Source organism: Corynebacterium sp. FDAARGOS 1242 (assembly GCF_016889985.1).
Classification (GTDB): domain Bacteria; phylum Actinomycetota; class Actinomycetes; order Mycobacteriales; family Mycobacteriaceae; genus Corynebacterium; species Corynebacterium minutissimum_B.
In genome coordinates this window covers 609,158-636,086 of sequence record NZ_CP069568.1, presented here as the reverse complement: position 1 = coordinate 636,086, position 26,929 = coordinate 609,158, and the positions used below count along the sequence as shown (strand labels likewise).

The 26,929-nt window shown below is 60.8% G+C and carries 21 protein-coding genes; 4 read left to right on the top strand and 17 right to left on the bottom strand.

Going from position 1 to position 26,929, the window contains the following annotated elements; translation table 11 throughout:
• The first annotated feature begins 159 nt into the window (after nt 1-159).
• Nucleotides 160-1,224: an HNH endonuclease signature motif containing protein gene (locus I6J72_RS03010; RefSeq protein ID WP_204099869.1), complete on the top strand. Its 1,065-nt coding sequence runs from the start codon at nt 160-162 to the stop codon at nt 1,222-1,224.
• A 140-nt stretch (nt 1,225-1,364) separates the two neighbouring features.
• Here the strand turns inward: I6J72_RS03010 and I6J72_RS03005 are convergent, their stop codons facing one another.
• From I6J72_RS03005 to rimM, 4 genes are read right to left on the bottom strand one after another with little or no spacing between them, the layout of a single operon-like run.
• Entirely contained in the window at nt 1,365-3,659 is a 2,295-nt protein-coding gene (locus I6J72_RS03005; protein WP_204099868.1) for a Tex family protein, read from the bottom strand.
• Between the two features lie 42 nt (nt 3,660-3,701).
• Nucleotides 3,702-4,064 carry a hypothetical protein gene (locus tag I6J72_RS03000; RefSeq protein WP_239107477.1) on the bottom strand — a complete coding sequence of 121 codons (363 nt, stop codon included), beginning with the start codon at nt 4,062-4,064 and terminating at the stop codon, nt 3,702-3,704.
• Nucleotides 4,061-4,915 (bottom strand): tRNA (guanosine(37)-N1)-methyltransferase TrmD, encoded by an 855-nt coding sequence (gene trmD, locus I6J72_RS02995; protein WP_204099866.1) that lies wholly within the window; start codon nt 4,913-4,915, stop codon nt 4,061-4,063. Before trmD ends, I6J72_RS03000 begins: the two co-directional genes overlap by 4 nt.
• Nucleotides 4,912-5,412, bottom strand: coding sequence for a ribosome maturation factor RimM (rimM, locus tag I6J72_RS02990; RefSeq protein ID WP_204099865.1), 501 nt, complete (start codon nt 5,410-5,412; stop codon nt 4,912-4,914). The genes trmD and rimM overlap by 4 nt, the downstream gene beginning before the upstream one ends.
• 33 nt (nt 5,413-5,445) lie before the next feature.
• Between rimM and I6J72_RS02985 the strand changes: the two genes are divergently transcribed.
• Complete coding sequence (locus I6J72_RS02985) at nt 5,446-5,844, top strand: cupin domain-containing protein (RefSeq protein WP_204099864.1); 399 nt, start codon at nt 5,446-5,448, stop codon at nt 5,842-5,844.
• 23 nt (nt 5,845-5,867) lie between these two features.
• On the top strand, nt 5,868-6,536 hold the full coding sequence (locus tag I6J72_RS02980) for a TetR/AcrR family transcriptional regulator (protein ID WP_204099863.1): 669 nt from the start codon (nt 5,868-5,870) through the stop codon (nt 6,534-6,536).
• Nucleotides 6,537-6,590: 54 nt separating this feature from the next.
• Here the strand turns inward: I6J72_RS02980 and rpsP are convergent, their stop codons facing one another.
• Nucleotides 6,591-7,115 (bottom strand): 30S ribosomal protein S16, encoded by a 525-nt coding sequence (gene rpsP / locus I6J72_RS02975; RefSeq protein ID WP_070669852.1) that lies wholly within the window; start codon nt 7,113-7,115, stop codon nt 6,591-6,593.
• Between the two features lie 294 nt (nt 7,116-7,409).
• Between rpsP and I6J72_RS02970 the strand changes: the two genes are divergently transcribed.
• The gene (locus tag I6J72_RS02970) at nt 7,410-9,668 is read left to right on the top strand and encodes an acyltransferase family protein (RefSeq protein WP_204099862.1); all 2,259 of its coding nucleotides are present in this window, start codon (nt 7,410-7,412) and stop codon (nt 9,666-9,668) included.
• Nucleotides 9,669-9,678: 10 nt separating this feature from the next.
• Here the strand turns inward: I6J72_RS02970 and I6J72_RS02965 are convergent, their stop codons facing one another.
• The 12 genes from I6J72_RS02965 to smc form a co-directional block, all read right to left on the bottom strand.
• Nucleotides 9,679-10,785 carry a TIGR04053 family radical SAM/SPASM domain-containing protein gene (locus tag I6J72_RS02965; protein ID WP_181815460.1) on the bottom strand — a complete coding sequence of 369 codons (1,107 nt, stop codon included), beginning with the start codon at nt 10,783-10,785 and terminating at the stop codon, nt 9,679-9,681.
• A 98-nt stretch (nt 10,786-10,883) separates the two neighbouring features.
• Complete coding sequence (gene ffh / locus I6J72_RS02960; RefSeq protein ID WP_204099861.1) at nt 10,884-12,491, bottom strand: signal recognition particle protein; 1,608 nt, start codon at nt 12,489-12,491, stop codon at nt 10,884-10,886.
• A gap of 48 nt (nt 12,492-12,539) precedes the next feature.
• Nucleotides 12,540-14,639: a [protein-PII] uridylyltransferase gene (locus tag I6J72_RS02955; RefSeq protein ID WP_204099860.1), complete on the bottom strand. Its 2,100-nt coding sequence runs from the start codon at nt 14,637-14,639 to the stop codon at nt 12,540-12,542.
• Nucleotides 14,640-14,642: 3 nt separating this feature from the next.
• Nucleotides 14,643-14,981: a P-II family nitrogen regulator gene (locus tag I6J72_RS02950; protein WP_115022750.1), complete on the bottom strand. Its 339-nt coding sequence runs from the start codon at nt 14,979-14,981 to the stop codon at nt 14,643-14,645.
• 19 nt (nt 14,982-15,000) lie between these two features.
• Complete coding sequence (locus I6J72_RS02945) at nt 15,001-15,369, bottom strand: Na+/H+ antiporter subunit G (RefSeq protein WP_039675976.1); 369 nt, start codon at nt 15,367-15,369, stop codon at nt 15,001-15,003.
• 3 nt (nt 15,370-15,372) lie between these two features.
• Nucleotides 15,373-15,663, bottom strand: coding sequence for a cation:proton antiporter (locus I6J72_RS02940; RefSeq protein ID WP_115022752.1), 291 nt, complete (start codon nt 15,661-15,663; stop codon nt 15,373-15,375).
• Entirely contained in the window at nt 15,660-16,211 is a 552-nt protein-coding gene (locus I6J72_RS02935; RefSeq protein WP_239107475.1) for a monovalent cation/H+ antiporter subunit E, read from the bottom strand. The genes I6J72_RS02940 and I6J72_RS02935 overlap by 4 nt, the downstream gene beginning before the upstream one ends.
• The gene (locus tag I6J72_RS02930) at nt 16,212-17,753 is read right to left on the bottom strand and encodes a monovalent cation/H+ antiporter subunit D family protein (RefSeq protein ID WP_204099859.1); all 1,542 of its coding nucleotides are present in this window, start codon (nt 17,751-17,753) and stop codon (nt 16,212-16,214) included.
• Nucleotides 17,754-18,191 carry a cation:proton antiporter subunit C gene (locus I6J72_RS02925; protein ID WP_039675981.1) on the bottom strand — a complete coding sequence of 146 codons (438 nt, stop codon included), beginning with the start codon at nt 18,189-18,191 and terminating at the stop codon, nt 17,754-17,756.
• Complete coding sequence (locus I6J72_RS02920) at nt 18,188-21,169, bottom strand: DUF4040 family protein (RefSeq protein ID WP_204099858.1); 2,982 nt, start codon at nt 21,167-21,169, stop codon at nt 18,188-18,190. Before I6J72_RS02920 ends, I6J72_RS02925 begins: the two co-directional genes overlap by 4 nt.
• 200 nt (nt 21,170-21,369) lie before the next feature.
• Entirely contained in the window at nt 21,370-23,289 is a 1,920-nt protein-coding gene (gene ftsY / locus I6J72_RS02915) for a signal recognition particle-docking protein FtsY (RefSeq protein WP_204099857.1), read from the bottom strand.
• A gap of 99 nt (nt 23,290-23,388) precedes the next feature.
• Nucleotides 23,389-26,919 (bottom strand): chromosome segregation protein SMC, encoded by a 3,531-nt coding sequence (smc, locus tag I6J72_RS02910; RefSeq protein WP_204099856.1) that lies wholly within the window; start codon nt 26,917-26,919, stop codon nt 23,389-23,391.
• Between the last annotated feature and the right edge of the window lie 10 nt (nt 26,920-26,929).

Sequence of the window (26,929 nt, the reverse complement as noted above, 5' to 3'; positions counted from 1 at the left end):
CCGAAAGACCCGACGTGAGCGAGGCCACTATATCGTTTGTTTCAACAAACATACCACTGGTCGAGTTACTGGCGTGTACTTACGAGCATTCGTCGTATTCATGTCGCGAGTTCCCCCTCCGGTTGCGGGGTTTCCTGGGGTGTTTTAGGGTTTTGGGTCATGGGGGATTTAGAGACCTATTTCTCCTACCGCAACTCGGGGATCACGTTGGTGGAGCAAGCGGTAGGAGGCGAGAAACGTTTACGCGCACTCGGCGCTTCGCTAGCTGATGCCACCGAATTGGCACGCCTGAACCACATTTACTTCGGTGCCACGAAATTCACGGGTAAACAACGCCAAGCCCGCCACCGGGCCGCAGAGCAACGCCATGATCTGGCCACGCTCAGCCTCATTGAGTCCTACACGAAGAAGCTGAAGAACCAGCTGCATGCCTGGAACCTGCGTGTAAAGCTTGCCGGCACCCCAGCACCAAACATCCCCGCCGTAGCGGCCAAGCGTTTAAAAGAACTCAAGCCTAAACGTGTGCCGAAACCTGGGGTGCGCATGACCTACCGCTCGGAAGGCCCGCATTCACTCACGATTACCGATGACCCCATGACCGTCACCGAGATGCGCGGCGTTCTAGAATCTCTCAACCAGAACAACCTGCTGGAGGCAGCCAAGCACGTCTTCTTCAACAAGTCCCACGGCGGAACCAAACCCGCCGTATTCACCAGCGTGGTCGTAACCTTGGACAAGCTCGACAAGATTATCTCCGGCGACGGTGATGACATCGTCCTCGAGCTCACCAACGGTGGCCGGATGACCGGCACGGAGTTTTTGAACTACAAGTTTGCTGAGATCGGCTACGTCACCCTCATCCACCCCACCATCGGGCCGGTCTGGCTGCACCGCATGAAACGCCTCGCCGGGTTTGAGCAGCGCATCATGGCTAGTGCCGAGCACCCGACCTGTGCCAGGAAGGGTTGTAATAAACCGGCTGATTATGCCCAGGTGCACCACCTCATCCCGTGGAAAGCAGGAGGTACCACCGATCCGCCGAATCTAACAATGTTGTGTGCCTACCACAACGGTATTAACGATGATGACCCGGAGAAACCCACCGGGGCCGGCTACGTCTTCCGCCTCCGCGGCGAAGTAGGCTACATCCCACCCTGGGCAGAACCAATCACCGCCCAAGCGGCTTACCAACAAGCCCAGAACAACCTCCCCCGGCCAGGCTAAACCCCTCACCTCAACACCACACCGCCCACGCGGACGCCCCCACAAGGCCTCCGCGGCGTTGGCGATCCCGCAGAACACTCCAGCCCTGTCATACGTATAAACCCCCGACCGTTTGATCGATCGGGGGTGGTTAAGCCTGATTAGAAGCCGGCCTTCTTCAGAGCGTCAGCCATCGAGCTGCCGCCGCGATCGGAGCGTCCACCGCGACGAGCCGAAGTGCGGCGAGGGTTCTTTCCACCCGAGCGGCCACCACCGTCGTTCCCGTTGCGGCGCTTGGGGGCTGGTTGGCCGGGTTCATCGTCAAGCCGCAGCGACAAGCCAATGCGCTGGCGCTCCACGTCGACTTCCATGACCTTCACCTTGACAACCTGGCCCGAACGAACCACATCGTGCGGGTCGGAAACAAACTTGCGGCTCATGGCGGAGACGTGGACGAGACCATCCTGGTGCACGCCCACATCGATAAACGCGCCAAAGGCCGCCACGTTCGTCACGGTGCCCTCCAGAATCATGCCCGGTTTCAAGTCCGAGACCTTGTCCACGCCTTCCTTGAACGTCGCGGTCTTGAACTCCGGGCGCGGGTCGCGGCCAGGCTTGTCCAGCTCCGCGATGATGTCCGTAACGGTTGGCACACCAAAGGTCTCGTCAGCGAAGTCGGATGGAGCAAGCTTAGCGAGCACCCGAGAATTACCAATGAGCTCCGACACTCCCAGGCCGGTCTTCTCCGCGATGCGCGCTACCACCGGGTAGGCCTCCGGGTGCACGGCCGAGGCATCGAGCGGATCCTTGCCACCGTTGATGCGCAAGAAGCCTGCGGACTGCTCGAAAGCTTTCGGACCCAAGCGCGGCACCTTCTTCAGCTCCTTGCGCGAAGCAAACATCCCGTTCTCATCGCGGTAGGCCACAATGTTGGCGGCAATCGTGGAATTCACGCCGGCTACGCACTCCAGCAACGGGGCTGATGCCGTATTAAGGTCCACGCCAACGCCATTGACGGCATCCTCCACCACGCCGTCGAGGGTGCGGGCAAGCGCGACCTGGTTGACGTCGTGCTGGTACTGCCCCACGCCAATCGCCTTCGGGTCAATCTTCACCAGCTCCGCCAGCGGGTCCTGCAGGCGGCGTGCGATCGACACTGCGCCGCGCAAGGAGACGTCCATGTCGGGGAATTCGTCGGCCGCCAACTGCGAGGCCGAGTAGACGGAGGCGCCTGCCTCGGACACCACCACCGGCGTGGGGCGAGCACCGCCGGCCTGCGCAATAAGGTCCGCGACTTCACCGGCCAGCTTCTCCGTCTCACGCGAAGCAGTACCGTTGCCAATCGCCATGAGGTCCACCGAGTGAGCAGCGCTTAGCGACGCCAACTCCCTCACCGCCTCCGCCCACTTCTGCTGCGGCTGGTGCGGGTAGACAATCGTGGTGGCTAAGACCTTGCCCGTTGGGTCGACAACCGCGCACTTCACGCCATTGCGGTAACCGGGGTCTAAGCCCAGGGTGGCGCGCTGGCCAGCCGGAGCGGCCAAGAGCACGTCGCGCAGGTTGGTGGCGAAAACCTTGAGCGCGCCTTCTTCAGCCTTTTCCTTGAGACGCATGCGCACGTCGAGGCCCGAGGAGATGGAGAGTTTGGTGCGCCAGCCCCAGCGGACGGCGTCGGCAAGCCAGCGTGAGCTGGCAACGTCGAGGTCGAAGCGTTCTGCAATCATGCCCTCGTACATGGCATCCTCGCCAGCATCGAGGTTGAGCTGCAGCACGCCCTCATTCTCACCGCGCAACAGCGCCAGGATGCGGTGCGAAGGCAATTTCTCAAAGGGCTCAGAAAATTCGAAGTAGTCTTTAAACTTCGCTCCCTCTGCCTCTTTACCTTCCACCACGCCGGCGTTCATGGAACCGCTAGAGTACATGCGCTCGCGCACCTCACCGACGAGATCCGCATCCAGCGCAAAGCGATCCACCAAGATGGCACGGGCGCCATCGAGGGCCTTCTTCGTTTCCTCGAAACCTTCGGTGAGGTACTCCCCTGCCAGCTCGACCGGATCCGCGGTGGGATGGGCAATGAGCTTATCCGTAAGCGGCTCCAGGCCCGCCTCGCGCGCGATATCCGCCTTCGTCTTGCGGCGCTTCTTGTACGGCAAGTAAAGGTCTTCCAGGCGGGCCTTGGTCTCACAGGCCACGATGAGCGCGCGCAGCTCCTCGGTCAGCTTGCCCTGCTCCTCAATCGCGGCGAGCACCACTTCCTTGCGCTCCTCCAGCTCCCGCAGGTAGGTCGAGCGTTCCTCGATAATTCGCAGCTGCGAGTCATCCAACCCGCCGGTGGCTTCTTTGCGGTAGCGGGCGATGAACGGAACGGTATTTCCCTCCGCCAAAAGCGTGAGGGCGGCGTCAACACACTGACTTTTCACGCCCAGCTCGCCGGCGATGGTGGCTGCGATATTCACAAAACCTCTTTGTATGGGTCGGGGACTTAAGACCTTCCCACCCTATACCCCGCCCTGCCACGCGCAAGAAGTGCCTAGCCCAAACTCGGTATGCCCAATTTCCGAGGTTCCGTACCACAAGGTATGCGGCGGCAGGCAGTCTGCGACGGCCGTGGTCACCTTAGTCAGCGGTAAATCTGAAGAGCCGTTGACGATGACGCGCCACACATGTTCGCTCACCGGCGCATGACCGTGTTTCGTCATGTACTCATTGACCAGGATATTGTCCGGTTCGCAGGTAAAAGACACGATCTCAGCATTGATGTCACGCGGTTCGACGCCGCCCTCGCGTAGGCGCTGTGGCATGTCCGCTAGGACCTTGTTCCATTCAGCTTCAGTCATCAAGATCGACAGGTCAGTGCTCACGTCCACGACGTATCCTCCTTCAGTGCTTCAAGGTATGCGAGGTCAGCGGCATCTAGTTCAGCTGTCTCTAGCAGCTCGGGCCGGCGCTCCAGTGTTCGCTTCAGCGACTGTTCGCGGCGCCAGCGATCCACCTTGGCGTGGTCACCGGACGTCAGAACGTCTGGAACGGAAAGACCGCGCCACTCGCGAGGCTTGGTGTAGCTCGGGCCTTCCAAAAGACCGTCAGAGAAAGAATCCTCCTCGTGGGATCTCCGATTGCCCAGCACTCCCGGGATAAGGCGCACCACGGCCTCCGCAATGACAAGTGCAGCCACCTCACCGCCGATGAGCACGTAGTCTCCGATGGAAACTTCCCGCACGCGGTAGCGCTGCGCGGCATCCTCCACAACACGCTGGTCAAGCCCCTCATAACGCCCACAGGCGAAAACGATGTGCTCCTCACCCGACCACGCCTGGGCGTCTTCCTGTGTAAAAGGCTTTCCGGCGGGAGTTGGCACGATGAGCAGGGGCTTCTCTTCGACACTAGGCTCGGCATAAGCATGGGATTCCACGCCGTGGATATCGTCGTGCCGCGGCTTTGACAGGTGCGGCAGGGCACTGTCGAGATCGGAGGTGGAGGCGGTGCCAGAGGAGACGTCGTCAAGCGCAGGGCCCCACACCTCAGGCTTCATGACCATCCCAGGCCCGCCACCATACGGGGAATCATCGACGGACTTGTGCACGTCCGTAGCCCATTGACGAAGGTCATGCACCCCCACAGCAAGCTTTCCCTGCTCAATCGCCTTGCCTAGCAGCGCGTGCCGCAACGGGTCAAGGTATTCGGGAAAGATAGTGACAACGTCGATTCTCATAGTTCCAGCAGCCCCTCCGGCGGGGTAATGGTGCAGGTACCGGCATCAAGGTCAACGTCCGGGACAATCGCCTCGACGAAAGGAACCAACACTTCTTTACCGCTCGCCAGCTCTACTTCAAGTAGTGACTGCGTAGGGCCGTGCGTCACGCCGGTTACTTCACCAATGTCCTGGCCATCGAGCCGTACTCGAAGCCCTTCTAGCTCGTGGTCATAGAAACCGTCATCGTCCGGATCCTCGATAGGCTCAGCAAAGAACTGGGTTCCTCGCAACGAGTCTGCCGCGGTACGGTCAGGGATTTCCTTAAAGCTAATGAGCAAACGCCCCTTATGCGCACGGAGCGTAGCGATAGTGAGCTCGTGTTCCTTCTTTCCTTGTTTTCCATGAAGGACCTCGCCCACAACGTAGCGTTCCTCCGGGGAATCCGTGGTGACCTCGACAGCAACCTCGCCTTTGATGCCGTGGGATTTCACCACGCGGCCAATAAGTAGTTCCATGCCTTAAAGCTTAACGGGCTAACCTGGAAAAGTATGACTGACCTTCCCATCAATGATGCCGCCACGTTCGGCGCCGCGGCTCACGACGGTGCCGCGCTCACTGCTCTGAACCTGCTCGACGAAGCTCCGGCTCCTGACCCCACGCGCCCTCGCCCAGCGGTCAAACGCATGCTTAGTGCCGACGGCGCGAACCTGATTCTCTTTTCATTCACGCCTGGCCAGGATCTTCCCGACCACAAAGCCGCACACCCGATTACGGTCCAGGTTTTGCATGGTTCGGTGACCTTTAGCTGCGGAGAACGGGACGAAACCCTCACTCCTGGACGTATCGTGCACCTACCGGCATATGTGCCCCATGCGGTGTCCTGTCACGATGAGCCGGCAATCATGCTGCTCACGATGTTAACGCCGAACACTAGCGCGAATGTATAGACACCTAGTAGCATCGTCCTATCGTGAACACTTCTAAGCCTTACCACCACGGAAATTTGCATGAGGCGATCCTCCACGAGGCCATCACCCTTGGCCGCGAAGGAGGCCCGCAAGCCGTCACAATTCGCGCGGCCACCCGTGCAGTGGGAGTCTCCCCCACCGCCGCGTACCGCCACTTTAAAGACCAGGCCGAGCTTCTCGACGCCGTCGCAAACGCCTCCACCGCTGAGCTCATCGAACGTCTCAGCGCTGCCTTCCAGGACACTGAGGGCACCATCGTGGACAAGATGATGGCAGCCGGTTTTGCCTATTACCATTACGCCCTCGATGAGCCAGATTTCTTCGAATGCATGATGGCCTCACGTGGCTACGACATTCCTGGCGGCTTGGCAACCGCGACCGACGGCCCTAACGAGGACCCGCGCGTACAAGCTGCGCATAACTTTTATTGCTACATGGAGCAATACGCTCGTGAATGCGGCCAGGTCCCGGACCGGAAGCACATGATGCGCAATTGCTTGGCGGGGTGGTCTACGGTGCATGGCTTTACCGTCCTGTGCACGAGCGGCCACTTGGCATCGCTATCAGATGAGCAAAGGGAGGAGATGGCGAAGGCCGTCTTTGCCTCTGCCATTCGCGGCTTGGACTTTGAGAATTCCTCGGATCCTCATCGCTATCACAACAAAGCATAAAATAATCCCCGCTGGCCATTACAGGCAAGCGGGGATTAAGTATGTAGAGTGCGATTACTCTGCGGACTCTTCAGTCTCAGCAGACTCGGACTCTTCGGCCTCAGCGGCCTCCTCCTCAGCCTTAGCAGCCTCAGCAGCAGCGGCCTCCTCGGCAGCCTTCTCAGCGGCAGCCTTAGCCTCGGCCTCTTCCTTGGCCTTACGCTTCTTTTCGGTGATGGCCTCGATAGTCGGGCCGTTGTTGGCCTCAGCCAGAGCAGCGTTGAAGAGATCCAGCTTGGACGGCTTCTCCTCAGCAACCTTCAGGGTGCCCTCTGCACCCGGCAGGCCCTTGAACTTCTGCCAGTCACCGGTCACCTTGAGCAGAGCGAGGACCGGCTCGGTCGGCTGAGCGCCGACGCCCAGCCAGTACTGTGCACGCTCGGAATCGATCTTGATGAGGGACGGCTCCTGCTTCGGCTGGTAGATACCGATGTTCTCGATAGCCTTGCCGGAACGACGGGTGCGGGCGTCAGCAACAATGACGCGGTACTCAGCGTTGCGGATCTTACCGATACGCTGCAGCTTAATCTTTACAGCCATGATTGGCTCCTTTTCTAGTCACCGGGCAGTGCAGACACGCGCCTAGAATGGCGCGCCGGTTCAACCCTTGGATTTATCCTGCGCGTGACGTGCCGGCCGTCCGTAGGCGGTTGCGGCGTTACGCAGAAATGAAGTTGTCAGTGTTATCCACACACGATACGCGGACAACCCCACTAACTTTAGCGATACAGGTGGAAAATAGGAAATCCACCCTTTCGCCGCACTATTATGCCCCTCCCCGTGAAAGGGGTAGTCTGTAATGCGGTCAATTCGCTGCCACACATAGATCTTTTTATGACTCAACAAGCCCCATCTAGATTCCGCTACCGCTACGACCTTGACGGTCTGCGTGGCATCGCGATCGCTTTGGTCGTGATCTACCACGTCTTCGTCGGCCGAGTGTCGGGTGGCGTGGACGTCTTCCTGTTGCTGTCCGGTTACTTCTTCCTGGGTTCCCAGCTTCGCTACGCCGCACGCCCGAATGCTTCCCTCAATCCGTGGTGGCCCATCTGGCGAACGATTCGCCGCCTCGTCCCTTCCTTAGTGCTCGTTATCGGCGCCAGCTATGTCCTCGTTCGACTGTGCGCCCCGGAGCTCATGAACACCGAGCTCACAAAGCAAATTACGGCGACGGTCTTTTACTACCAGAACTGGGAGTTGGCACGCCAGAATGCCGACTATGCTGCGGCATCAGCGACGACGTCTCCCCTACAGCACATGTGGTCCATGGCGGTGCAGGGCCAGTTCTATCTCATCGGCATCCTGTTCGCCCTTGGTTTGGCGGCGTTCATGCGGCTGCGTCCGAAGAATACTGGGCTTACCCCCCAGCGTTTCCCCACCGTCAATTCAATTGCTGGCCCCATTCTTATCGTCGTTACCATCGCGTCCTTCGCCTACGCCAGCCGCGACGGCCTCTTCGGAACCCCGGAGAACTACTACTCCACGTGGTCGCGCGCGTGGGAACTCACCTTAGGTGCTGTGCTCGTAATCTATGGCTCGCGCCTGCAGATGCCGCAGCGCCTGTCCAACATCGCCACTGCTGTGGGTTTGGTTGCCCTGGCCTGCACGGGCCTTGTCATCTCCGACACTTTGGCTTTCCCCGGCCCGCTGTCACTGCTGCCGATTGGCGGCGCTGTCCTCATCATCATCGGCTCCGGTGGTTCTCTCTCCCGAGTACTGACCGCCCGTATCTCCCGCTGGCTGGGTGATATTGCTTACCCACTCTATCTGTGGCACTGGCCCCTGCTCATTATCTTTACGGTAGCTCTGGGTCTGGAAACTCCTCCATGGTGGCTGGGCGTCATCATCATCGCGGTGTCGCTGGGGCTAGCGGATCTGACTCATCGATTCGTCGAGAAGCCCCTGCGTCAGCACCGCCAACGCCCGCTTGCCGACGACCTCCCGGTCCAGCGTGGCCTCGCTGACCTGCGGACCCGAAAAGGCGCTGCGCGCGGTGTTGGAGGTGTCGTGGTGGCCGCCTGCACGGTGGCGCTCGTGGCTATTCAGCCACTGTGGGCACGTACTTTGGACGAGGCCAATGCTGAGGTACTGGATCCGGCACTGTACCCAGGAGCAACCACCTTCCCCTATGGCATCACGCCTCCCGATAACGTCGAGTTTAAGCCTGATCCCATCCTGGCGCGCGGTATTACCCCGCCGGTCGCGGATAACTGGTGCTTCATTCCGGAAGACCAACCCACGGACTTCTTTTTCGAAACCCGCAGGGACGGGAAAACTCCTTGCGTCTTTGGCGATATGGATTCCGATGTCGAAGTGTTCCTAGTGGGAGGTTCCCATGCCGAGCAATACTCCTCCGCATTGGATTACTTGGGCCGTGAGATGGGCTTTAAGCTCGTCCCGCTCACCCGCGTGGGCTGCCCGCTGGAGTTGGGCGATGAGCTCTCAGTGAAGCCCGAATGCGCGGAATGGAGCAAACATGCAGTACAGCGCATCATCGATGCTGACCCGGCCTTGGTGGTGTCGAACTCTACCCGTCCTGGTCAGCCATTTGGCCACGGCCCTGACGCGGTTCCGCCAGGCTACAAAGCCTTTTGGGATGAACTGGCAAAGCACGAGATTCCTTTCGTAGGTTTCCGCGATAACCCGTGGGGCTTTGACGATGAAGGAAACGGTCTGAAATTCGATGAATGCTACGTTGCCACCAAGGATGCCCTAGGCTGTGGCATGCGCTTCGAGGAGGTCTACGAGAGCTACGATCCTGGTGCCGCAGTGTTGTCCCAGTACCAGAACATGCTGGCTGTGGATACCTCCAAGTGGTTCTGCAACGATGCCGGCGACTGCCCCGTTGTCATCGGCAACGTGATGGTCTACCGCGATATGCACCACTTCACGAAGGCCTTCGCGGATTCCATGATCCCACTCATCCGTGACATCATCACGCCGATTCTCAACGGTGAAACGGTACAACAAGAAGCCCCGGAGATTCCGGCGCAAGCAGCAGCCGCCGATTCACAGCAGTCCACTCCTGCGCCCACCTCAACGCGCAATCAGCCTGTCCCCTACCCTGCCTTCCCTGCCGGCAAGGCCATCTAGTAGTCCCCCGCTAGCGCAGAGCTTCGGGCACGTAGGCGCAGGTAGGGTCCGACGCGAGCGGGTCGCCCGTCATGGCAAAAGCCGTGGACCGCGAGCCGCCGCATACCGAGGCAAACTCGCACACGGAGCACTTGCCGCTCCACGCGCTGGGGTCCCTGAGTTTCTTAAACACTGGCGAGTTGGCGTAGATGTCCGGCAGTCGGTGATTCTTGACATTGCCGCAGTGCAGCGGCAGGAAGCCGTTCGGGTAGACGTCCCCCACGTGGTCGATGAAGACGAAGCCGGAGCCCGCGTTGATGGCCATCGGCGGCCGCGGGCGGCGCGTGTGGGGATCGGGGCCCAAAATCCGCTCGGTCTCCGCTGTAAGGAAGCGGTATAGTTCGCCGCCCTCGTACTTCTCTCCCCGCTGGGCTTGTAGGACGATGCGCCGATATTGCGGCCCCTCCGTGGTCTTAATGGCAATCCGCGTGGACACGCTGTGCAGCCACTGCATCGCGTCCTCGCGCTCCTGCGGGGTCAGCGCCTCCAGGCCCGTACCGCGGCCGGTGGGCACGAGGAAGAACACGCTCCAGAGCTTGGCTCCCATCTCGATGACCCGCGCCAACAGCTGCGGGGCCTCGTGGACGTTGTTCTTCGTGATGGTGGAGTTGATTTGGAGGCGGAAGCCCACGTCGGTGACCACGCTGGCCATTTCAATCGTGCGGTCGAAGATGCCGGAGAAGCCGCGGAAGTAGTCGTGGGTTGCAGCGCTCGCGCCGTCGAGAGACAGCGATAACGCGGACCCTCCCGCCGCGCGCAGGCCCTCGAGGCGCTCGCGCGTCAAACGCGGCGTGACCGACGGCGAGAGCGACACGTTGAGCCCCAGGGACGTGCCGTACGCGGTGAGCTCTTCTAGGTCGCCGCGCTCAAACGGGTCCCCACCCGTAAGCACCACGAGCGGACGTGGCTTGTCGTAGCTGGCCAGGGAATCCAGCAGCGCCTTGCCTTCGGCGGTGGTGAGCTGGCCCGGTGCGGGGTCGTGCTGGGCGTCGGCCCGGCAGTGCTGGCACACCAGCTGGCAGGCGCGGGTGACCTCCCAGATGGCGATGAACGGTTTCGTAGTGATGTCGTGGCGCATCTGGCGCACCACAGGGCTGGCCTTCACAGTGAGGACCTTTCCACGCGAGAACAGTTTTATCCAACTTTAGTCGGATATATTGCTGCCTGGGAAATCGCCTACTTCTTCTTGCCCTGACCGAAGTCGAGGTTGTTGAGGTCGATGTTCTCCATGCCCTTCGGCATCTTCATATCGCTGAGGTCCGGCATTCCGCCGCCCATCTGTTCTTGGAGCTTCTGCAGCTCCTGCATCGACGGCATTCCGCCGCCCATTCCCGGCATGCCGCCACCGCCGCCACGGCGCTTCGGTGGCTTGCGCTTGCCGTTCTTGCCCTTGCGGCCCTTCGGCTTCTTCTTCGTCGCCGAGCGCCCACCACCCATTCCTGGCATGCCGAAGCGGCCGGCCATCTGGTTCATCATCTTCTTTGCTTCGTTGAAGCGCTCGATGAGCTGGTTGACATCGGAGACAGCCACGCCAGAACCGTTGGCGATGCGCTTACGACGCGAGGCGTTGAGGATCTTCGGATCTTCACGCTCCTGCGGGGTCATACCGCGAATGATGGCCTGGATGCGGTCGAGCTGCTTCTCATCGACCATGTCGGCGATCTGGTTCATCTTGTTGCCGCCCGGCATCATCTTGAGCAGGTTGCCCATCGGCCCCAGATTGCGCACCATGAGCATCATATCCAAGAAGTCATTGAGCGTCATCTCACCCGAGCTCATCTTCTTGGCGGCTTCTTCCGCCTTGGACTGATCCAGCTTGGATTCCGCCTGCTCAATAAGTGTGAGCAGGTCACCCATGCCCAGGATGCGCGAGGACATGCGCTCCGGGTGGAAGACGTCGAAGTCATCGAGCTTCTCACCCGTCGACGCAAACATGATGGGCTTGCCCGTTACCTCACGGATGGACAGCGCCGCACCACCGCGAGCGTCGCCATCCAGCTTGGTCAAGACGACACCGGTGAAATCCACGCCGTCGCGGAAAGCCTCGGCGGTCTGGACGGCGTCCTGACCGATCATCGAGTCGATGACGAAGAGGACCTCGTCTGGGTTAACCGCATCGCGGATGTTGCGGGCCTGCGTCATCAAGGTTTCATCGATGCCGAGGCGGCCGGCGGTATCGATGATGACGATGTCGTGCTGCGTACGCTTGGCTTCTTCAATACCGCGCTTGGCGACGTCCACCGGATCACCGTGCGACGTACCCATCTCATGCTCGTGGGAATCGAGGGAGGTACCCGGATCCGGGGCGTAGACATCGACGCCTGCGCGCTCACCGACGATCTGCAGCTGCTGCACCGCGCCCGGGCGCTGAAGGTCACACGCCACCAGCATCGGAGCGTGGCCCTTGGAGGCCAAGTGCTTGGAGAGCTTTCCTGCCAGGGTGGTCTTACCTGCACCCTGGAGGCCGGCAAGCATGATGACCGTCGGAGGATTCTTTGCCAAGTTCAGGCGGCGGGTCTCGCCACCGAGAATCTCGAAGAGCTCCTCATTGACAATCTTGACCACCTGCTGCGCCGGGTTCAGTGCCTCAGAAACCTCAGCGCCGGCGGCGCGCTCCTTGATGCGCTTGATGAAGCCGCGAACGACGGTCAGCGAGACGTCGGCCTCCAGCAGCGCGAGGCGGATCTCGCGCGCGGTGGCATTAATGTCTGCCTCGGTCAGTTTGCCCTTGCCGCGCAGGCCTGACAGGGCTGATTGCAAGCGGTCAGACAAAGACTCAAACACGTCGGAGTGCTCCCTCAACTATCGTCGATAATTTTTAACTCCCCCAGCTTAGCCGTTGACCAGTGCTTGGGTCACATTCCGGACCAGCGCCGCGCGAGGAATGTCCTTACTTGGAAGCGCATGAAGCACCATCGTGGAGCCCGGCGTGGTGGTAGACAGCCACTCGCAATCAGGCAACAGCGACAACACATGACCGAGGGTGCCGGTGTAGTCGTCGATGCGAATCTCAAAGATACCTCCAGTCCACATCGCGGTTGCGGGCCCTGGGACAAACGGCGGCAGCACAGAGTGGGTTCCTGATTTATAGGCCTGAATAAGGCGCTGCTCGTCCGAAACCAGGTCGATTCTGCCCTGCAGGGCACGCACATCGAATTCGCCGGCATAGCCTTCCGCGGTGCGCACGAGGCGCGATGACACGATGAACCATCCGAAGGCCGCGATGAGCGCGAGCGCTCGCACGGCTTCGCGTTGATAGTTGCCGCGCCACACCACGGTAAAGATGTCGTCTTCTGGGTTGTACCGCAACCCCATGTCCCGGTCGGCGGCCACCCAGGGTTTCGTCGGGCGCAGAGATTCGAGCTGGTCAAAGGCGCGGCGACTGACCGTCTCAATGCCGCGGGCCAAGCGCTGATTCCATACCCCGGGCCCCGTTGATTCCGCATCCGCCTGCGCCAGCGCGACGAGGAGTGCAAGGGTCAGGTAGTCGTAGCGCACAGCTTCCAGGAGCTCGTCACGAGCAGCGTCGGACTGCGGGTCCGTGCGCGAAACGATACGCGCGAGTGTGGTGTGCTCCGCCACCACGGTTTGCACTCGCGACCGGTCCGCAAGGTCAAGACGTAGCTTCGCGGCGGCCCGGGCCACCATTTCCGCACCTACTACCGAGTGTGGGCGGCCGTAGCCTTTACCAATATCGTGATAGAGCCCTGCCAGCAGCAACAAGTCCGGCCGTGCGACGGAGGTGCGCGCATCGGCACAACGGGCCACGGTAAGAATTGAGTGATAGTCCACCGTGTGCGCATGCGTGCGTTCCCGCGGTAGGAGCCCCCGAATATGTGCCCACTCGGGGACGATCCTCTCCCACAAACCATGTGCCTCCATCTCTTGGATAAGACGAGGTGTGTGCACGGGTGAAGAAAGCAGAGCGAAGAAAGAATCCGTCGCCGCGGCTGTCCACCGCTCGGGAAGCTCGGGGAGTTCGCGAAGCTGCTCCCAGACCTTGTCAGCTACCGGTCGACCCGACCGCGCTGCCGCCGCTGCTACGCGCAGCAACAGCCACGGCTCAGTCAGGTCAGCGGTGCGGGCAAGGCGGATTTCACCACCGGCATCAACGACGCCACTATCCAACGGTTTGCGGGAGCGGCTAGGGCTGCGCTTGGCGACGACCCCTCGTGCCGTCGCCAGTGCCCTCTCCATCGCCTTGTCCACTGCTGCAGCGGCCGTCACCACAGCGGAGGACAACTCATAACGGTCGGCAAAACCCAACTGCTGCGCGATTTCGGCGGCGAACTCGGGATCGAGTACGTCGCGGTGGCGGCGGGCGGTGACGTGGAGGAGCGTGCGGACGTCGAGAAGCAAGGCCCTTTCGGCCTCCAGAGGGGGAACGTCCGTAAGGTTGCCAAGGGCCAAAGCTCGAAGGAATTGGATATCACGCAATCCCCCACGGCCGTTCTTGATGTCCGGGTGGGTCATCGTGGCGAGAGTGCCGGAGCGGCGCCAGCGCGCGATGGCGATATCAACAAAAGCATCAAAATTGCGCTGCAGGAGGCGGCGCCACGTGGCATAAACCTGGGCCCGGGTGGAATCGACAAGCTGCTTATCCCCCGCAACGAATGCTAGGTCTAGCTGGGCAAAACCCGCCGCGGGGTCAGAGCCGGCGATAGCGGCGAATTCACTCGGGGTGCGCACCGCGTAATCGAGTCGGTACTTGGCATCCCAAATGGGATACCATACTTCTGAAACGACGTCGTCGGACAGCGTCGTCCCCTCCGGGTGCAGGAGGATAAGGTCAAGGTCCGAAAACGGTGTCATAGCGCGGCGGGCAAAAGACCCGGTGGCCGCTAAGGCACAGCCTGGTGGTAGGACAAGGGACTGCGTGAGACGGTTGGCTGCCGCGAAGGCCTCCTCACGCAGTTGGGCGGCAGTAGGCAAGGTTTAGAGGGCCGACTCGCCGCGCTCGCCGGTGCGCACGCGGATGATGTCCTCGACCGGGGTGATCCAAATCTTGCCGTCCCCAATCTTGCCGGTGTAGGCAGCATCAACGACAGCGGAGATAATCTCTTCTGTTTGGTCATCCGAGGTGACGATTTCCAGCTTGACCTTGGGCACGAAGTCCGTGGCGTATTCGGCGCCGCGGTAGACCTCGCTGTGGCCACGCTGCTGGCCAAAGCCTTGGGTCTCAGTAACGGTGAGACCGTGGACGTTGTGCTGTTCGAGGGCCTCGCGGATATCCGGCAGCGTGAACGGCTTGACGATGGCAGTGATGAGCTTCATGTGTTTAATCCTATCCTGTCTATACGTCCTCGTCGCTGGCCTCAACTGTGCCAGCACGCTTATGCATACGCTTGGCGTACTTGACGTCCGTGACCGTCACGCCATAGATGGAGCGGCCCATGTAGTACGAACCCACCGAACCGATGATCCACACGCCGAAGCAGGCGATAAGAACGCGAACCAGCGACCACAGGGAGAACCCGTTCTCGGAGAAATCCACGATGAGCTTCGCTAGGAGCAACAGCGGCACGGCCAACCCCACGGTGGGGCCCAGCAGGTTGACTCGAGTCAGGGCATCGGGGGCGCGCCACAGGGCGATAACCGTAGCAATCACCAGAATGGTGGCCAGTACCAACAACACGCTGGCAATGATTTCTGCAATAGTCATGGTCTACCTCCTGCCCTTCGAAATGATACGGGCCATGGACAACGTAGGCAGCACACCGGCGGCAATGCCCGCAAGCATGGCGATGTCATACACGATGGAGGCGTGGTTCGTCATGGCCCAGGCCAAGTACATGCACATCATGCCGTAAAAGACCATGTCACTCATCACGGTGCGGGTAAGCTCATCGCGCGAACGCAGCGCGAGGCCCAGTGCAGCACACACGCATGCGCACATGATGAAGACGCATACGAAGACCACCCATTGAAAGGCGCTGAAAGAGGAAAAATCGATCATTTCTTGTCTTCCTTTCGGGCTTTGCGCGGCACGCTGCGGCGCCGCGGCCGGACAGGGCGCTTGTCCACCTCGTGGGCGGCCAGCGGCGTGTCATCGGTCTGCGCGATATCCGGGGCACGCATATGCCGGCCCAGGGTATCGAGGGGGTATTCGTAGAAGGTCTCCGCCAGCTCGGTGGTCGGTCCTTGGCCGGGCACGCCATAATCAGTGCCCTTCACGTGCGGGGCAAGGCGCTCCTCCATGTGCGCGAGATCTGCCATGACGCTGGCGGGGTCATCGCCCATGACTGCCTGCACGAGCACAATGCGCGGCAAGCCCTCCCGCACTGGCTCGCGCAGGCCCAACGAGAGGGTGCCCGGCGTCGCCGTGATGGAAGAGGTAAACCAGAAGATTTCCCACGCGCCCGTTATCCGCAACGGATAGCGCACGACGACGGGATTGTAGTTGTTCTGCGGCTTAAAGGACTCAAGGGCGAGCGAAAAGCCAGCCACGAAAATCTCCTTGATGAGCCACACTGCGTAGACCACAGAGTTCATAGCGGTCTTCATTTAACGGCCCTCCTGGATGGAGTCGATATCGGGTAGGGCTACGGGGTCGTCGCCAAGCACGGCGTTGGTATAAGCCTCCGTGTCGAGCAGGTCCGCAGAAGCCGCCATGGTGACATCGATGACGAGGCCAGACAGGATGAACATGGTCAGCGAACCCAAGATAAGGGCGGCCGAGGGCGCCATGAGCTTTTTGCGGATAACCAATTCATTCGGCACCTTTTCCTTGGGCAGGTCCTTACCCCAGAACACGCGGCGCCAGACGCGCAGCATGGACAGGAAGGCGGCAAAGGACGCGATGATGATCACCGTGATAACGGTCCAGGCCCATCCCCCACCAGTGCGTGCCACTTCGGCCACGATGAGGACCTTGCCCCACATGCCGGAAAAGGGCGGGAAGCCCACGACAGAGAAGGCACCGGCAGCGAAGATCCACGCGATGATAGGGTCACGCCGCGCCAAGCCGGAGAGCTTGTTGAGGCGGCCCGTGCCGTAGGTCTCCTCAATGGCACCTGCAGCCAGAATGAGCGAGCCGACCGTCAGCATGTGGTGAATCGTGTACAAGATACCAGCCGCCAATGCGCGCTGGGCATCGTGCGTGGTGAAGGCCATCATGACGAGGATGAACGGCATACCGTTGAGCATCTGATAACCCAGCACACGGCGGATGGAGTTCTCAGCCAAGCCACCGAAGGCGCCGACGATCATGGAAATGATCATCACGACGATGATGAGCACGCCCCAGCGCTCGTCCATATCGAAAAGCTGGACCCACAAGCGGTACAGCATGTAGACCGCGACCTTAGTGTGTAGGCCCGAGAACAAGCCCATCACCGCGGCGGAGGTTCCCGGGTAGGTTCGCGGCAACCAGTTCTGCACGGGGAAGACACCGGCCTTGGCTGCTACCGCAATAACGATGATGCCGGCGGCGACCGTCACTGGGCCATTGCCCGCCGCAGCGCCCTTCAGAGCGCCAAGGTTCACGACGCCGGTGACGGAGTAGATGTAGCCCACACCGACAACCAGCAACGTGGAGGCAAACAGGTTCACCAGCACGAAGGCACGGCCAGCGGCTAGACGTGACCACGTACCAGACATGGTGATGAGGCCATAGGACGGCAAGAGCATGACCTCGATGAACACGAAGAAGTTGAAGAGATCCGCGGTCAACAATGCGCCGCACACGCCGGTAATCAGAATGAGCGTGAGCGATGGGTAGTAGCGTGACTTGGTCTCACCACCCACGATGGCGAACCAGTTGGCGCCGAAAGCAACGATCATTGTCGTCACAATCATCAACGCCGAGAACGTATCCGCGGCGAAGGCAATACCCGCATTTCCGAGGTAGTTACCCACGTTGTGGGCAACGACGCCATTGTTCATGGTGTAGAGCAGCAAAGCGAAGGCTGCGAAGATACCGATGCCCGGCACAATCAACATGATGGCATCACGCACGCGTCGCCACGGCGCCAACAGCGCCAAGGCCGCTGACACGAGTGGTACCGCAGCAAAAAGCGGGAGGAGAGCACTTACGGTGTCAGACATTTACTTCTCTCCTTCCTGGTCGAGTTCTTTCAAACGGTCCATTTTGTTCGCCGAGCGCTCGAGGATCGCACGGTTTTGGGTGTCACGACCCAGCGTGGAGAAGGCATGGTCAATGGTGTTGTCATCCACAGGTTCAGCAACATCCGTGTCATCGTTGGCGCCCATGGCAGCCAACGTCAACAGGATCGTCGAAGTAGCCATGGAAATAACCACAGCAGTCAGGACGAACGCCTGCGGGAGCGGATCTCCCATCTGCTCCATCGGAACCTGCGATGGGAAGGACTCACCGCGGTAGGAGTACACACCAGTAGCCAGCAGGGTCAGGTTCGCACCGTGGCCAAAAGCCATCATGCCCAGCACGATGTGCACGAGACTGCGCTGTTGGATGAGGTAGACGGCGCTGCCGATGAGCAGCGCGATAGTCAATGCGAGAATCATGAGTTCTTCTCCTCTCCAGCCGGGGTGAAGTGAGGCGAGGACACGCGCTGGCGTGCCTGGGCGTCATTCAGCAGGGCCTCCGGATCGGAGGATGGATTGATGGATTCGGGGTAAGGATCGTCGACGTCGTCAAGCACTACGCGTGGCGTGTTCGGCAACGCCGAATCGTCATCATGGACCCACGGCAGGAAGTCGCGTTCCGTACCCGGGCGCAGGTAGCCGCCGAGGGCGTTGATCGCCATGGTAAGCATGCCCAGAACGGCGAGATAAATACCCAGGTCGAAGATGAGGGACGTCGTCCAGTGCTGTCCCAGCGCGTGACCGTGGATAGCGGTAAGGAATCCGCCATCATTGTGCGAGGTCGGAATGTAGCCGATGAAACCCGCAGTCAACGCGACGATGATGCCGATGCCGGTGAGGTGAATCGGCGTCATACGGCCAAAGACAATCTCATCCGTACCGCGCGAGAGATACGTCAAACCGATAGCGGCGCCCATAATGAGGGCTGCCGGGAAGCCACCGCCGGTGGCCTGGTGTCCACGGTAGAAGACGATGACAGACAGAACCACCAGAATCGGAATAGTCAGAGCAATGCCCTTGCGCAGCGGCACCGAGTTGAGCTGCGACTGTCCAAACGGTGCCGGACGCGTACCCGAGGTAAACGGGAAGCGCGGCAGCGTCGAGGTCACCGCAGCAATGACCACGGCGGCCATACCCAGCACGGAGAGCTCGCCCAGGGTATCGAGTGCACGGAACTCCACGATGATGGTGGCCACGACATTGTCGCCGCCGGTAATGTCCGGCGCGTTGTTGAGATACCACATTGCCAGGTCCGAACGCTCGTGGCGGCCCATAAGCGCCCATACGCCGAGGAACGCTGCGGCACCTGCCAAGACCGCGATGATGATAGCACCAGTCTGGCGGCCCTTGTGGGACACCGGGTGGAATTTCTCCGGGAGGTAGCGCAGCACCATCATCATGACGATGACGGACAGAGCCTCCACCGTAAACTGGGTCAGCGCTACGTCCGGGGCACCCAGAAGGAACATTTGCAGGGTCACGCCTGTGCCGGCTGTACCAATCATCACCGCACCTGTGAGGCGGTTCTTCGTGCGAACCAGGCCAATCATGGATAGCGCAATGATGCCGAGCGGCAAGAGATCCCACGGGTTATCCAGGCCTTCGACGCGCGGGTTAAGAGCGACGCCATCCACGCCGTCGGACAGCAGCGTCGCACCAGCCAGAAGAATAATGAGGAAGATAATCGGCAGGATGAACAGCGACGGGTTGTGGGTATCAGACATACGGCCAACGAAGCGGCCGAACTTGGCGCACACTCCCTGAATCCATTTCAGGACGTCATTACCGGTACGCGGCAAGAGCTCTCGCTCCTCCATCGCCGACCACAGCGGCTTGCGGTACAGCACGCCCACCACGCCAGCGATGAGCACAACCGCCGAAATAGCGAACGGAACGTTGAAACCATGCCACAAGGCCAAGTGTGAGTGGCCCTCCATGCCGATAGCAGCGACGACCTTATCGAGCGGGCCATCAAGCATGCCCATGAAAAAGACAATCGGCACAGACATAACTCCCGGCAGTGCTGCCGGCAGCCACAGGCGCACCGGAGCCTCGTGGGTCTTCGACATATCGCGTGGGCCGTCGAAGAAGGCGCCAAAGACAATCTTGGCCGAGTAGGTGAAGGTAAAGAAGGCGCCAATGCCTGCGACGATGAGAAGAACAATCTGGCCTGCCGAGCCAATCGGCGCCTCCTCGAATGCGGTGAGCATTCCTTCCTTGGATACGAAGCCAAAGAGCGGCGGTACTGCCGCCATCGACGCCGCACCGATGAGCATGGAGCCAAACGTCCACGGCATTTTGTTCCACAGCACTCCTAGGCGGCGGATGTCGCGGGAACCAGCCTCATGATCGATGACGCCGATGAGCATGAAGATGGAGGACTTAAATAGTGCGTGCGCCAGGGTGTGAACCAGCGCCGCGGCGATGGCGAACGGCGTTCCAACACCGATGGTGGCCACGATCCAACCCAGGTGGGAAACGGTGGAGTAAGCAGTGAGCTTCTTCAGGTCCGTCTTCTGGACCGCGAAGACGGCCGACATGACGGCCGTTCCCATACCGGCCACGATGAGCAACCAATTCCACGCCGCAACGTCGTGGAAGATAGTGGAGAAGCGAATCAGCAGGTACACACCGGCCTTGACGACGGCCGCCGCGTGCAGAAAGGCCGACACCGGTGTGGCCGCCGCCATGGCCTCAGGAAGCCAGAAGTGGAAGGGGAACTGCGCTGACTTGGTGAAGGCAGACAGCGCGATGAGGATTGCCACACCGGTGGTCAGGCCGGGGCGCTGCGACCACACCTCAGAAGCCAAGATTCCCTCAAGGTTCGTGGTTCCTGCTGCCGTGGCGGCAATCGCTACACCCGTCAGCAGCGTCAAACCACCGACGAAGGTGAGAATCAGCGTGCGCTGTGACCCTGCCTCACCAGACTTGCCGCTGCGCGCAATGAGCATGAACGACGCCAACGACACAAGCTCCCAGGCGAGGAAGAGCACCACGACGTCATTCGCCAACACCAGCAGCAGGATGGACAGCGTAAACGCTGTCATCAGCACGTAGAAGCTGACGTTTCCTTTGCCTTTAGGCAGGTACGCTGCGGAGTAGCAAAACACCACCGCACCGATGACGAGTGCCAGCATGGCGAAGAAGATGCCCAGCGCATCGCCCCTAAAGGCGAGGTTCACGTCGACACCGGGCGCGATGACATCGCGGACCCACGTCACGGAGTAGGACAATTCGTCTCCGCGGGCAAGTGCAGGAAATTCTCGCGCTAACAATGCCGCGGCGATAATAAAAATGCCGGCTAGCGGGTAGCCGGCTGCGCGATCAGCAACTTTGACAGCTACTGGTGCAAGCGCCACTGCGACAGCTGCGAGGAGGACGACATACAAGAGTGTCACGAAAGAGTAGCCTCACGAACCGTTGAAGGGGCTGAAAATTCAGCCTCATATAGACAGGACCGTCTCAGACTATCATTGTGACCTCCCGCAAAGCACATTATTTGCGCTTTAAAAAGACCGTAACGCCTCCGTAAGAGGTCGCTACGGTCTAAGAAGAGATATAGGAATAGATCAGGCGGAATCCCGCCTGAAAAATTCTTCTATTTTTCTCCCAACAGGGCGTCGACGAAGCCTTCAATTTCGAACGGGGCGAGGTCATCTGCTCCCTCACCGAGTCCCACGAGCTTCACCGGCACGCCCAGTTCCTCCTGAACTTGGAAGACGATGCCGCCCTTGGCAGTACCGTCCAACTTAGTGAGGACAACGCCGGTGATGTCCACAACGTCACGGAAGATGCGCGCCTGAGTCAGGCCGTTCTGACCCACGGTGGCATCCAACACCAGCAGAACCTCATCCACGTCGGTCTTCTTTTCCACCACGCGCTTGACCTTGCCCAGCTGGTCCATGAGGTCCACGGAGGTGTGCAGGCGGCCAGCTGTGTCGACGAGCACGACGTCAACGCCCTGGTCCACACCGGCTGCGACGGCATCGAAGGCCACGGAAGCAGGGTCTGCGCCTTCCTTGCCGCGAACAGTGGTAGCGCCGACTCGGCGGCCCCAAGTCTCCAACTGGTCTGCGGCCGCTGCACGGAAGGTATCGGCAGCACCGAGCAGCACGTTGTGTCCCATGGAGACGAGTACGCGGGCGAGCTTACCGGTCGTGGTGGTCTTGCCAGTGCCGTTGACACCGACCACCATGATGACAGCCGGCTTGCCCTCGTTCGGCATAGCCTTGATGGAGCGGTCCATTTCTGGGTGGCCCACCTCAATGAGAGCTTCGCGCAGCATGGCGCGTGCTTCCTCTTCGGAGCTCACGCCGCGTTCCGCAATCTTGTCACGCAGTGAATCAGTGACCTGCATGGTGGCCTTGGTGCCGAGATCCGCCATGATGAGGGTGTCCTCGATATCCTCCCACGCGTCATCATCGAGGTCACCGGCGGACAGGATGCCCATAAGGCCCTGGCCAATGGCGTTCTGGGAGCGCGACAGGCGCCCACGGAGCTTGCCCAAACGGCCCGCTGCCGGCGCGATGTCCTCCTGTGGCTGTGCTGGTGCCTCAACGACCTCTGCGTCTTCGGAAACCTCGAGTTCCTCCGGCTCAGTCTCGAGCGCCGCGCTTGCCGACGCCGCCTGCTCCCCTGCCGCCGCAGCAGCTTCCTCTGCCTCGGCTTGAGCGTCGGCCGCATCCTCAGTATCAGAATCAGAATCCACAGTTTCTGCCGCAGGTTCCTCAGCCGCAACCTCCGTTACGGGTTCCTCGACTGGTTGCTCTTCTACCTGTGCGTCAGCGATGGTCTCATCGGCGTCCACCGCGGCCGGAGTGTCCGCCTCGGGAGTAGAAACCTGAGCCTCATCATCTGCACGCTGCTCCTCCTCAGCTGCTGCAGCACTTGCCGCGGCTGCACCAGCAGCTGCTGCGGTCGCAGCACCGGCAGCGACGGCACCGCCAGCGGACTCAGATTCCTTGGCCTTCTCGGGCGTGTCTTCTACCTTCTTGGTCGGCTCTGCTGGCGCGGCTGGCTTTTCTTCAGCCTTAGCTGGCTCTGCCGGGGCGGCAGGCTTAGCTGGCTCGGCTTCTGGGGTTTTCGCGGTGCCGCTGAGCTGCTCATTGGCCAGTTGCGTGGCGTCGCGCTGCTCCGGCTGGGCTTCAGGCTGACGCTCCGGCTGTACCTCAGGTTGGGCCTCAGCACGCTGAGCAGGTTCTGCGGCCGCGGGCTGAGGGCTCGCTGCCTGCGGCTCTGCGGGCTTGTGGGACTCCGCGGGCTTCTGCGGCTCGCTAGCCTTCGGCGCGCTAGCGGGCTGCTTGGTGGCACCGCCGCCAGCTGGAGCAAAGTTGAAGCCGGACTTGGCCTGGTAATTGCCCGACTTTTGCTGCTGAGTGAGCTCCTTGGGTTTATCTTCGGGCTTTTCAAAAGAGACTTTCTTTGACTCGCCGCGCTTCTTACCCAGCACGACCAGCCCGATCACCAACAGGATCAGGACGATGACTGCTATCGCAATCCACAGATACGTAGTATTCATGTCCTCCATAGTGCCAGGGTTGCGCACCGCGGGCACCACGAGCCAGTGAAATAGCCATAGAATGAGCCGGGGAGGTACGACGTGCCTCCCTGCCCGGGATTACCGAGGACGCGGAGCGTCGACGCCCAGGCGCGTGGCGTCTTCTGCTGCTTGCGCGGTACCGGGGGCTTCGCCAGCGCGGCTCATCCTCTGCGAGATGACACGTGTAACACCGTCACCGCGCATGGTGACACCGTAGAGGACATTCGCCACATCCATCGTTGGCTTCTGGTGCGTAATGACGATGAGCTGCGAATCCTTACGCAATTCTTCGAAGAGGGCGATGAGTCGGCGCAGGTTGACGTCGTCAAGCGCGGCCTCCACCTCATCCATGACATAGAACGGTGAGGGACGCGCGCGGAAAATGGCCACGAGCATCGCCAACGCGGTCAGAGACTTCTCACCACCCGACAGCAAGGTGAGGCGCTTGACCTTCTTCCCCGGTGGGCGCGCCTCCACTTCAATGCCGGTCGCCAACATGTCATCAGGCTCGGTAAGGATGAGTCGGCCCTCACCGCCTGGGAAGAGCGTCTGGAAGACTTTCGGGAATTCGGCTTCCACGTCGTGCCACGCGTCTGTGAACAACTGCAGAATTTGCGCGTCGACATCTTCGATGACGCTCGTTAAGTCCTTGCGGGCTTGGATGACGTCATCAAGCTGCGTCGACAGGAAGGTATAGCGCTCCTCCAAGGCCTTGTACTCCTCCAAGGCGAGGGGGTTAACCTTGCCCAAGGAATTAAGGTCCTTTTCTGCCTGCTTGAGACGCGCAGTCTCCTCCGCGCGGTCGAAGTCCTCGCCCGGAGTGTAATCCTTGAGCAGATCCGGAATCGCGATACCGAGCTGCTCGACGATCTTGGCCTCTGCTTCATCTACTCGGACTTGGGCCTGGCTGCGCGCGATTTCCGAGCTATGAGCTGAATCGGTGAGCCTATCCAACTGTTGGCGGGCAGCGGATACCGCCTGCTTCGCGGTCTGGGCACGGCCCTGCAACACACCCCGCTGGGTCACGAGTTCATCGCGCTCCTCGGCGGCGCGTTCCAGGGCATGGGCTGCACGCGCGGCTAGGTCTTGGGCATGCTTATCCACGGCCCCAGCCAACTGTGCCTGCGCTTGGCGACGAGCCATGGCCCGGTCATGGCGAGCCTTGGCCTGGCGTTCGTGTTGGGCTTGGCGGCGCAAAGCATCTCCCCTACCTACGGCTTGGGCTGCCTTATCCTCGGCGCTGCGGGCGGCGAGCTGAGCTTCGACCTCCATGGCCTTGACTTGTTCTAAGGCTGTGGATGCCTCATCGCGTTCAACGGAGGAAGGTTCATCGGACTGCTCATCCGTATCAACGCGGGACAAGCGGTCGCGAGCTTCATCCAGTTCTTCGCGCAGTCGAACGAGCTGAACCTCGATATCAGTGGCACGCGCGGCGGCCTTCTCATGCTCTGCCTTGTTGGCCTCATACTGTTTCAACAAGCGTTGGTGGTCACGTTTCCAGGCCTCTACTTCCTGGTCGTGTTCGCGCAGGGCCGCTTTAGCGCTAGCGGCTGAAACGCGTGCATCATCGGCAGCAATCTTCGCACCTTCGAGGGTTCCGGAAAGCTCCTCCAATTCCTGGGAGGCTGCTTCCAGCTGCTCTTCAGCTTCTGCGATGTGAGCACTGACCTCCACGGTAGAGGTGCTGCCGGTTCCGGCCTCAATCCAGCCTTCGCCGACGAGCAGGCCGTGCGGGGTCACCGCACGCAAGCGTGGGTCGTTGGCAACGGCTGCACGTGCGGCAGAGTAATCCGTGACGAGGACGACATCAGACAGCAACCGCGTCAGCGCCGCCGCCACCTCAGGGACCACCACCATGTGGTCAAGCAGCCACTCGACACCGCTGGGCAGGTCCGCGTCGAGGCGCCAGCTGGTAGCGGTGCTCGAGGCTTCAGAGCCAAGGTCGGCCGCGGAGACATCAACTAGCGGCGTGCGGTTGGCGTCCGCCAGGTTAGCCACGATCTCCTCGCTCACCGCACCTGCTTGTGCCTCAGCGAAAGACCCGAGTGCAGCGGCGACTGCAGTTTCATAACGTGTGGAAATAAAATCTGCCAGGGGTGCGAAGCCCTCGCCCAAGTCGAGGGCCTCCGGCGCAGTCTGACTCAAGGTTTCGATACGCGCGCGCAGCGAGTACACGGTCCTCTCGCGCTCACGTTGGGCATCGCGCAGTTGCTCCAAGCGTTTATCGGCAGCGTCAGATTCACTGGCCGCCCGCACGTGCGCCTCTTCGAGTGGCTCGCGCTCAGAGGCAAGCGCACTTAACTTGTCGGCCACCTCATCTGCTTCCGCCTGCGCGTCCCTCGTACGAGACTTGGTGCTCGACAACGTCTCCTCTTGACGGCCTAACTCCGACTCCGCAGCGGAGACTTGGCCCGCAAGGTTTTCCTCGGCGGCAATGAGGCGCACGACGCCTTCGCGTCTATCGGCAATGGCACGCAACTGTGCCATGTGCTCTTTGTCTGCATCTTCAAATGCCTCACGGCGTTCAGCCACTTCCTCGCGGATAGATTCGAGGCGCTCCGCAGCTTCCTCGGCGGCGGCGAGGAGTTCGGCGTGGGAGTCGTCGGCAAGCCGGGCTTTCGCTTCCAATTCATCCGGATCCTGGCCTGCATAGGCCACCTGTGCGCCCACGTTGCTGGCGCGCTCAGCTGCAATGCGCTGCGTGGCGGAAATGCGCTCCGAGAGCGTCGACAAATCAAACCACAGCTTTTGAGCTGCCTCCGCACGCGGGGACACCTCCCCCAGCTCAGCCTCGATCTCCAGTTGATTCGCGGTGGCTTCCTCAAGCTGTGCCGTGATCTCCTCGACCTGCTCAGCAAGCACCTCGGCGCGGCGCTCGGCCTCCTCGAAGGTCGCACGGACACGGACGACGCGGTCACCAGCCAAGCGCAGGCGCGCATCACGGAGATCCGCTTGCACCGTGGCAGCGCGTTTCGCAGCTTCGGCCTGGCGTGCCAACGGTTTGAGCTGCTTGCCCAACTCATCTGTCAGGTCCTGCAAGCGGTCAAGGTTAGCTTGCATGCCCGTAAGTTTGCGCTGTGCCTTTTCTTTGCGGCGGCGGTGCTTGAGCACGCCTGCGGCTTCCTCAATGTAGGCACGACGATCCTCTGGCCGGGATTCCAGGATTTCTGCCAACTTTCCCTGGCCCACGATGATGTGCATCTCGCGGCCAATGCCGGAGTCCGAGAGCAGCTCTTGGATGTCCATGAGGCGCGCCTTGGCGCCGTTAATTTCGTATTCACTCGCACCATCGCGGAACATGCGCCGCGTGACGGAAACCTCCGAATACTCAATGGGCAGGGCCCCATCCGAGTTATCAATAGTGAGAGTAACCTCGGCACGCCCTAAGGCTTTGCGCTCGCCGGCACCGGCGAAGATGACGTCTTGCATCTTGCCGCCACGCAGCGTTTTGGCGCTTCCTTCGCCCATGACCCACGCCAAGGCGTCGACCACGTTGGACTTACCTGAGCCGTTCGGGCCCACAACGGCACAAATGCCGGGTTCGAATTTCAGGTTCGTCGCAGACGCGAAGGACTTAAACCCTTTGAGCGTGAGCGATTTGAGGTGCATTCAACCTAGT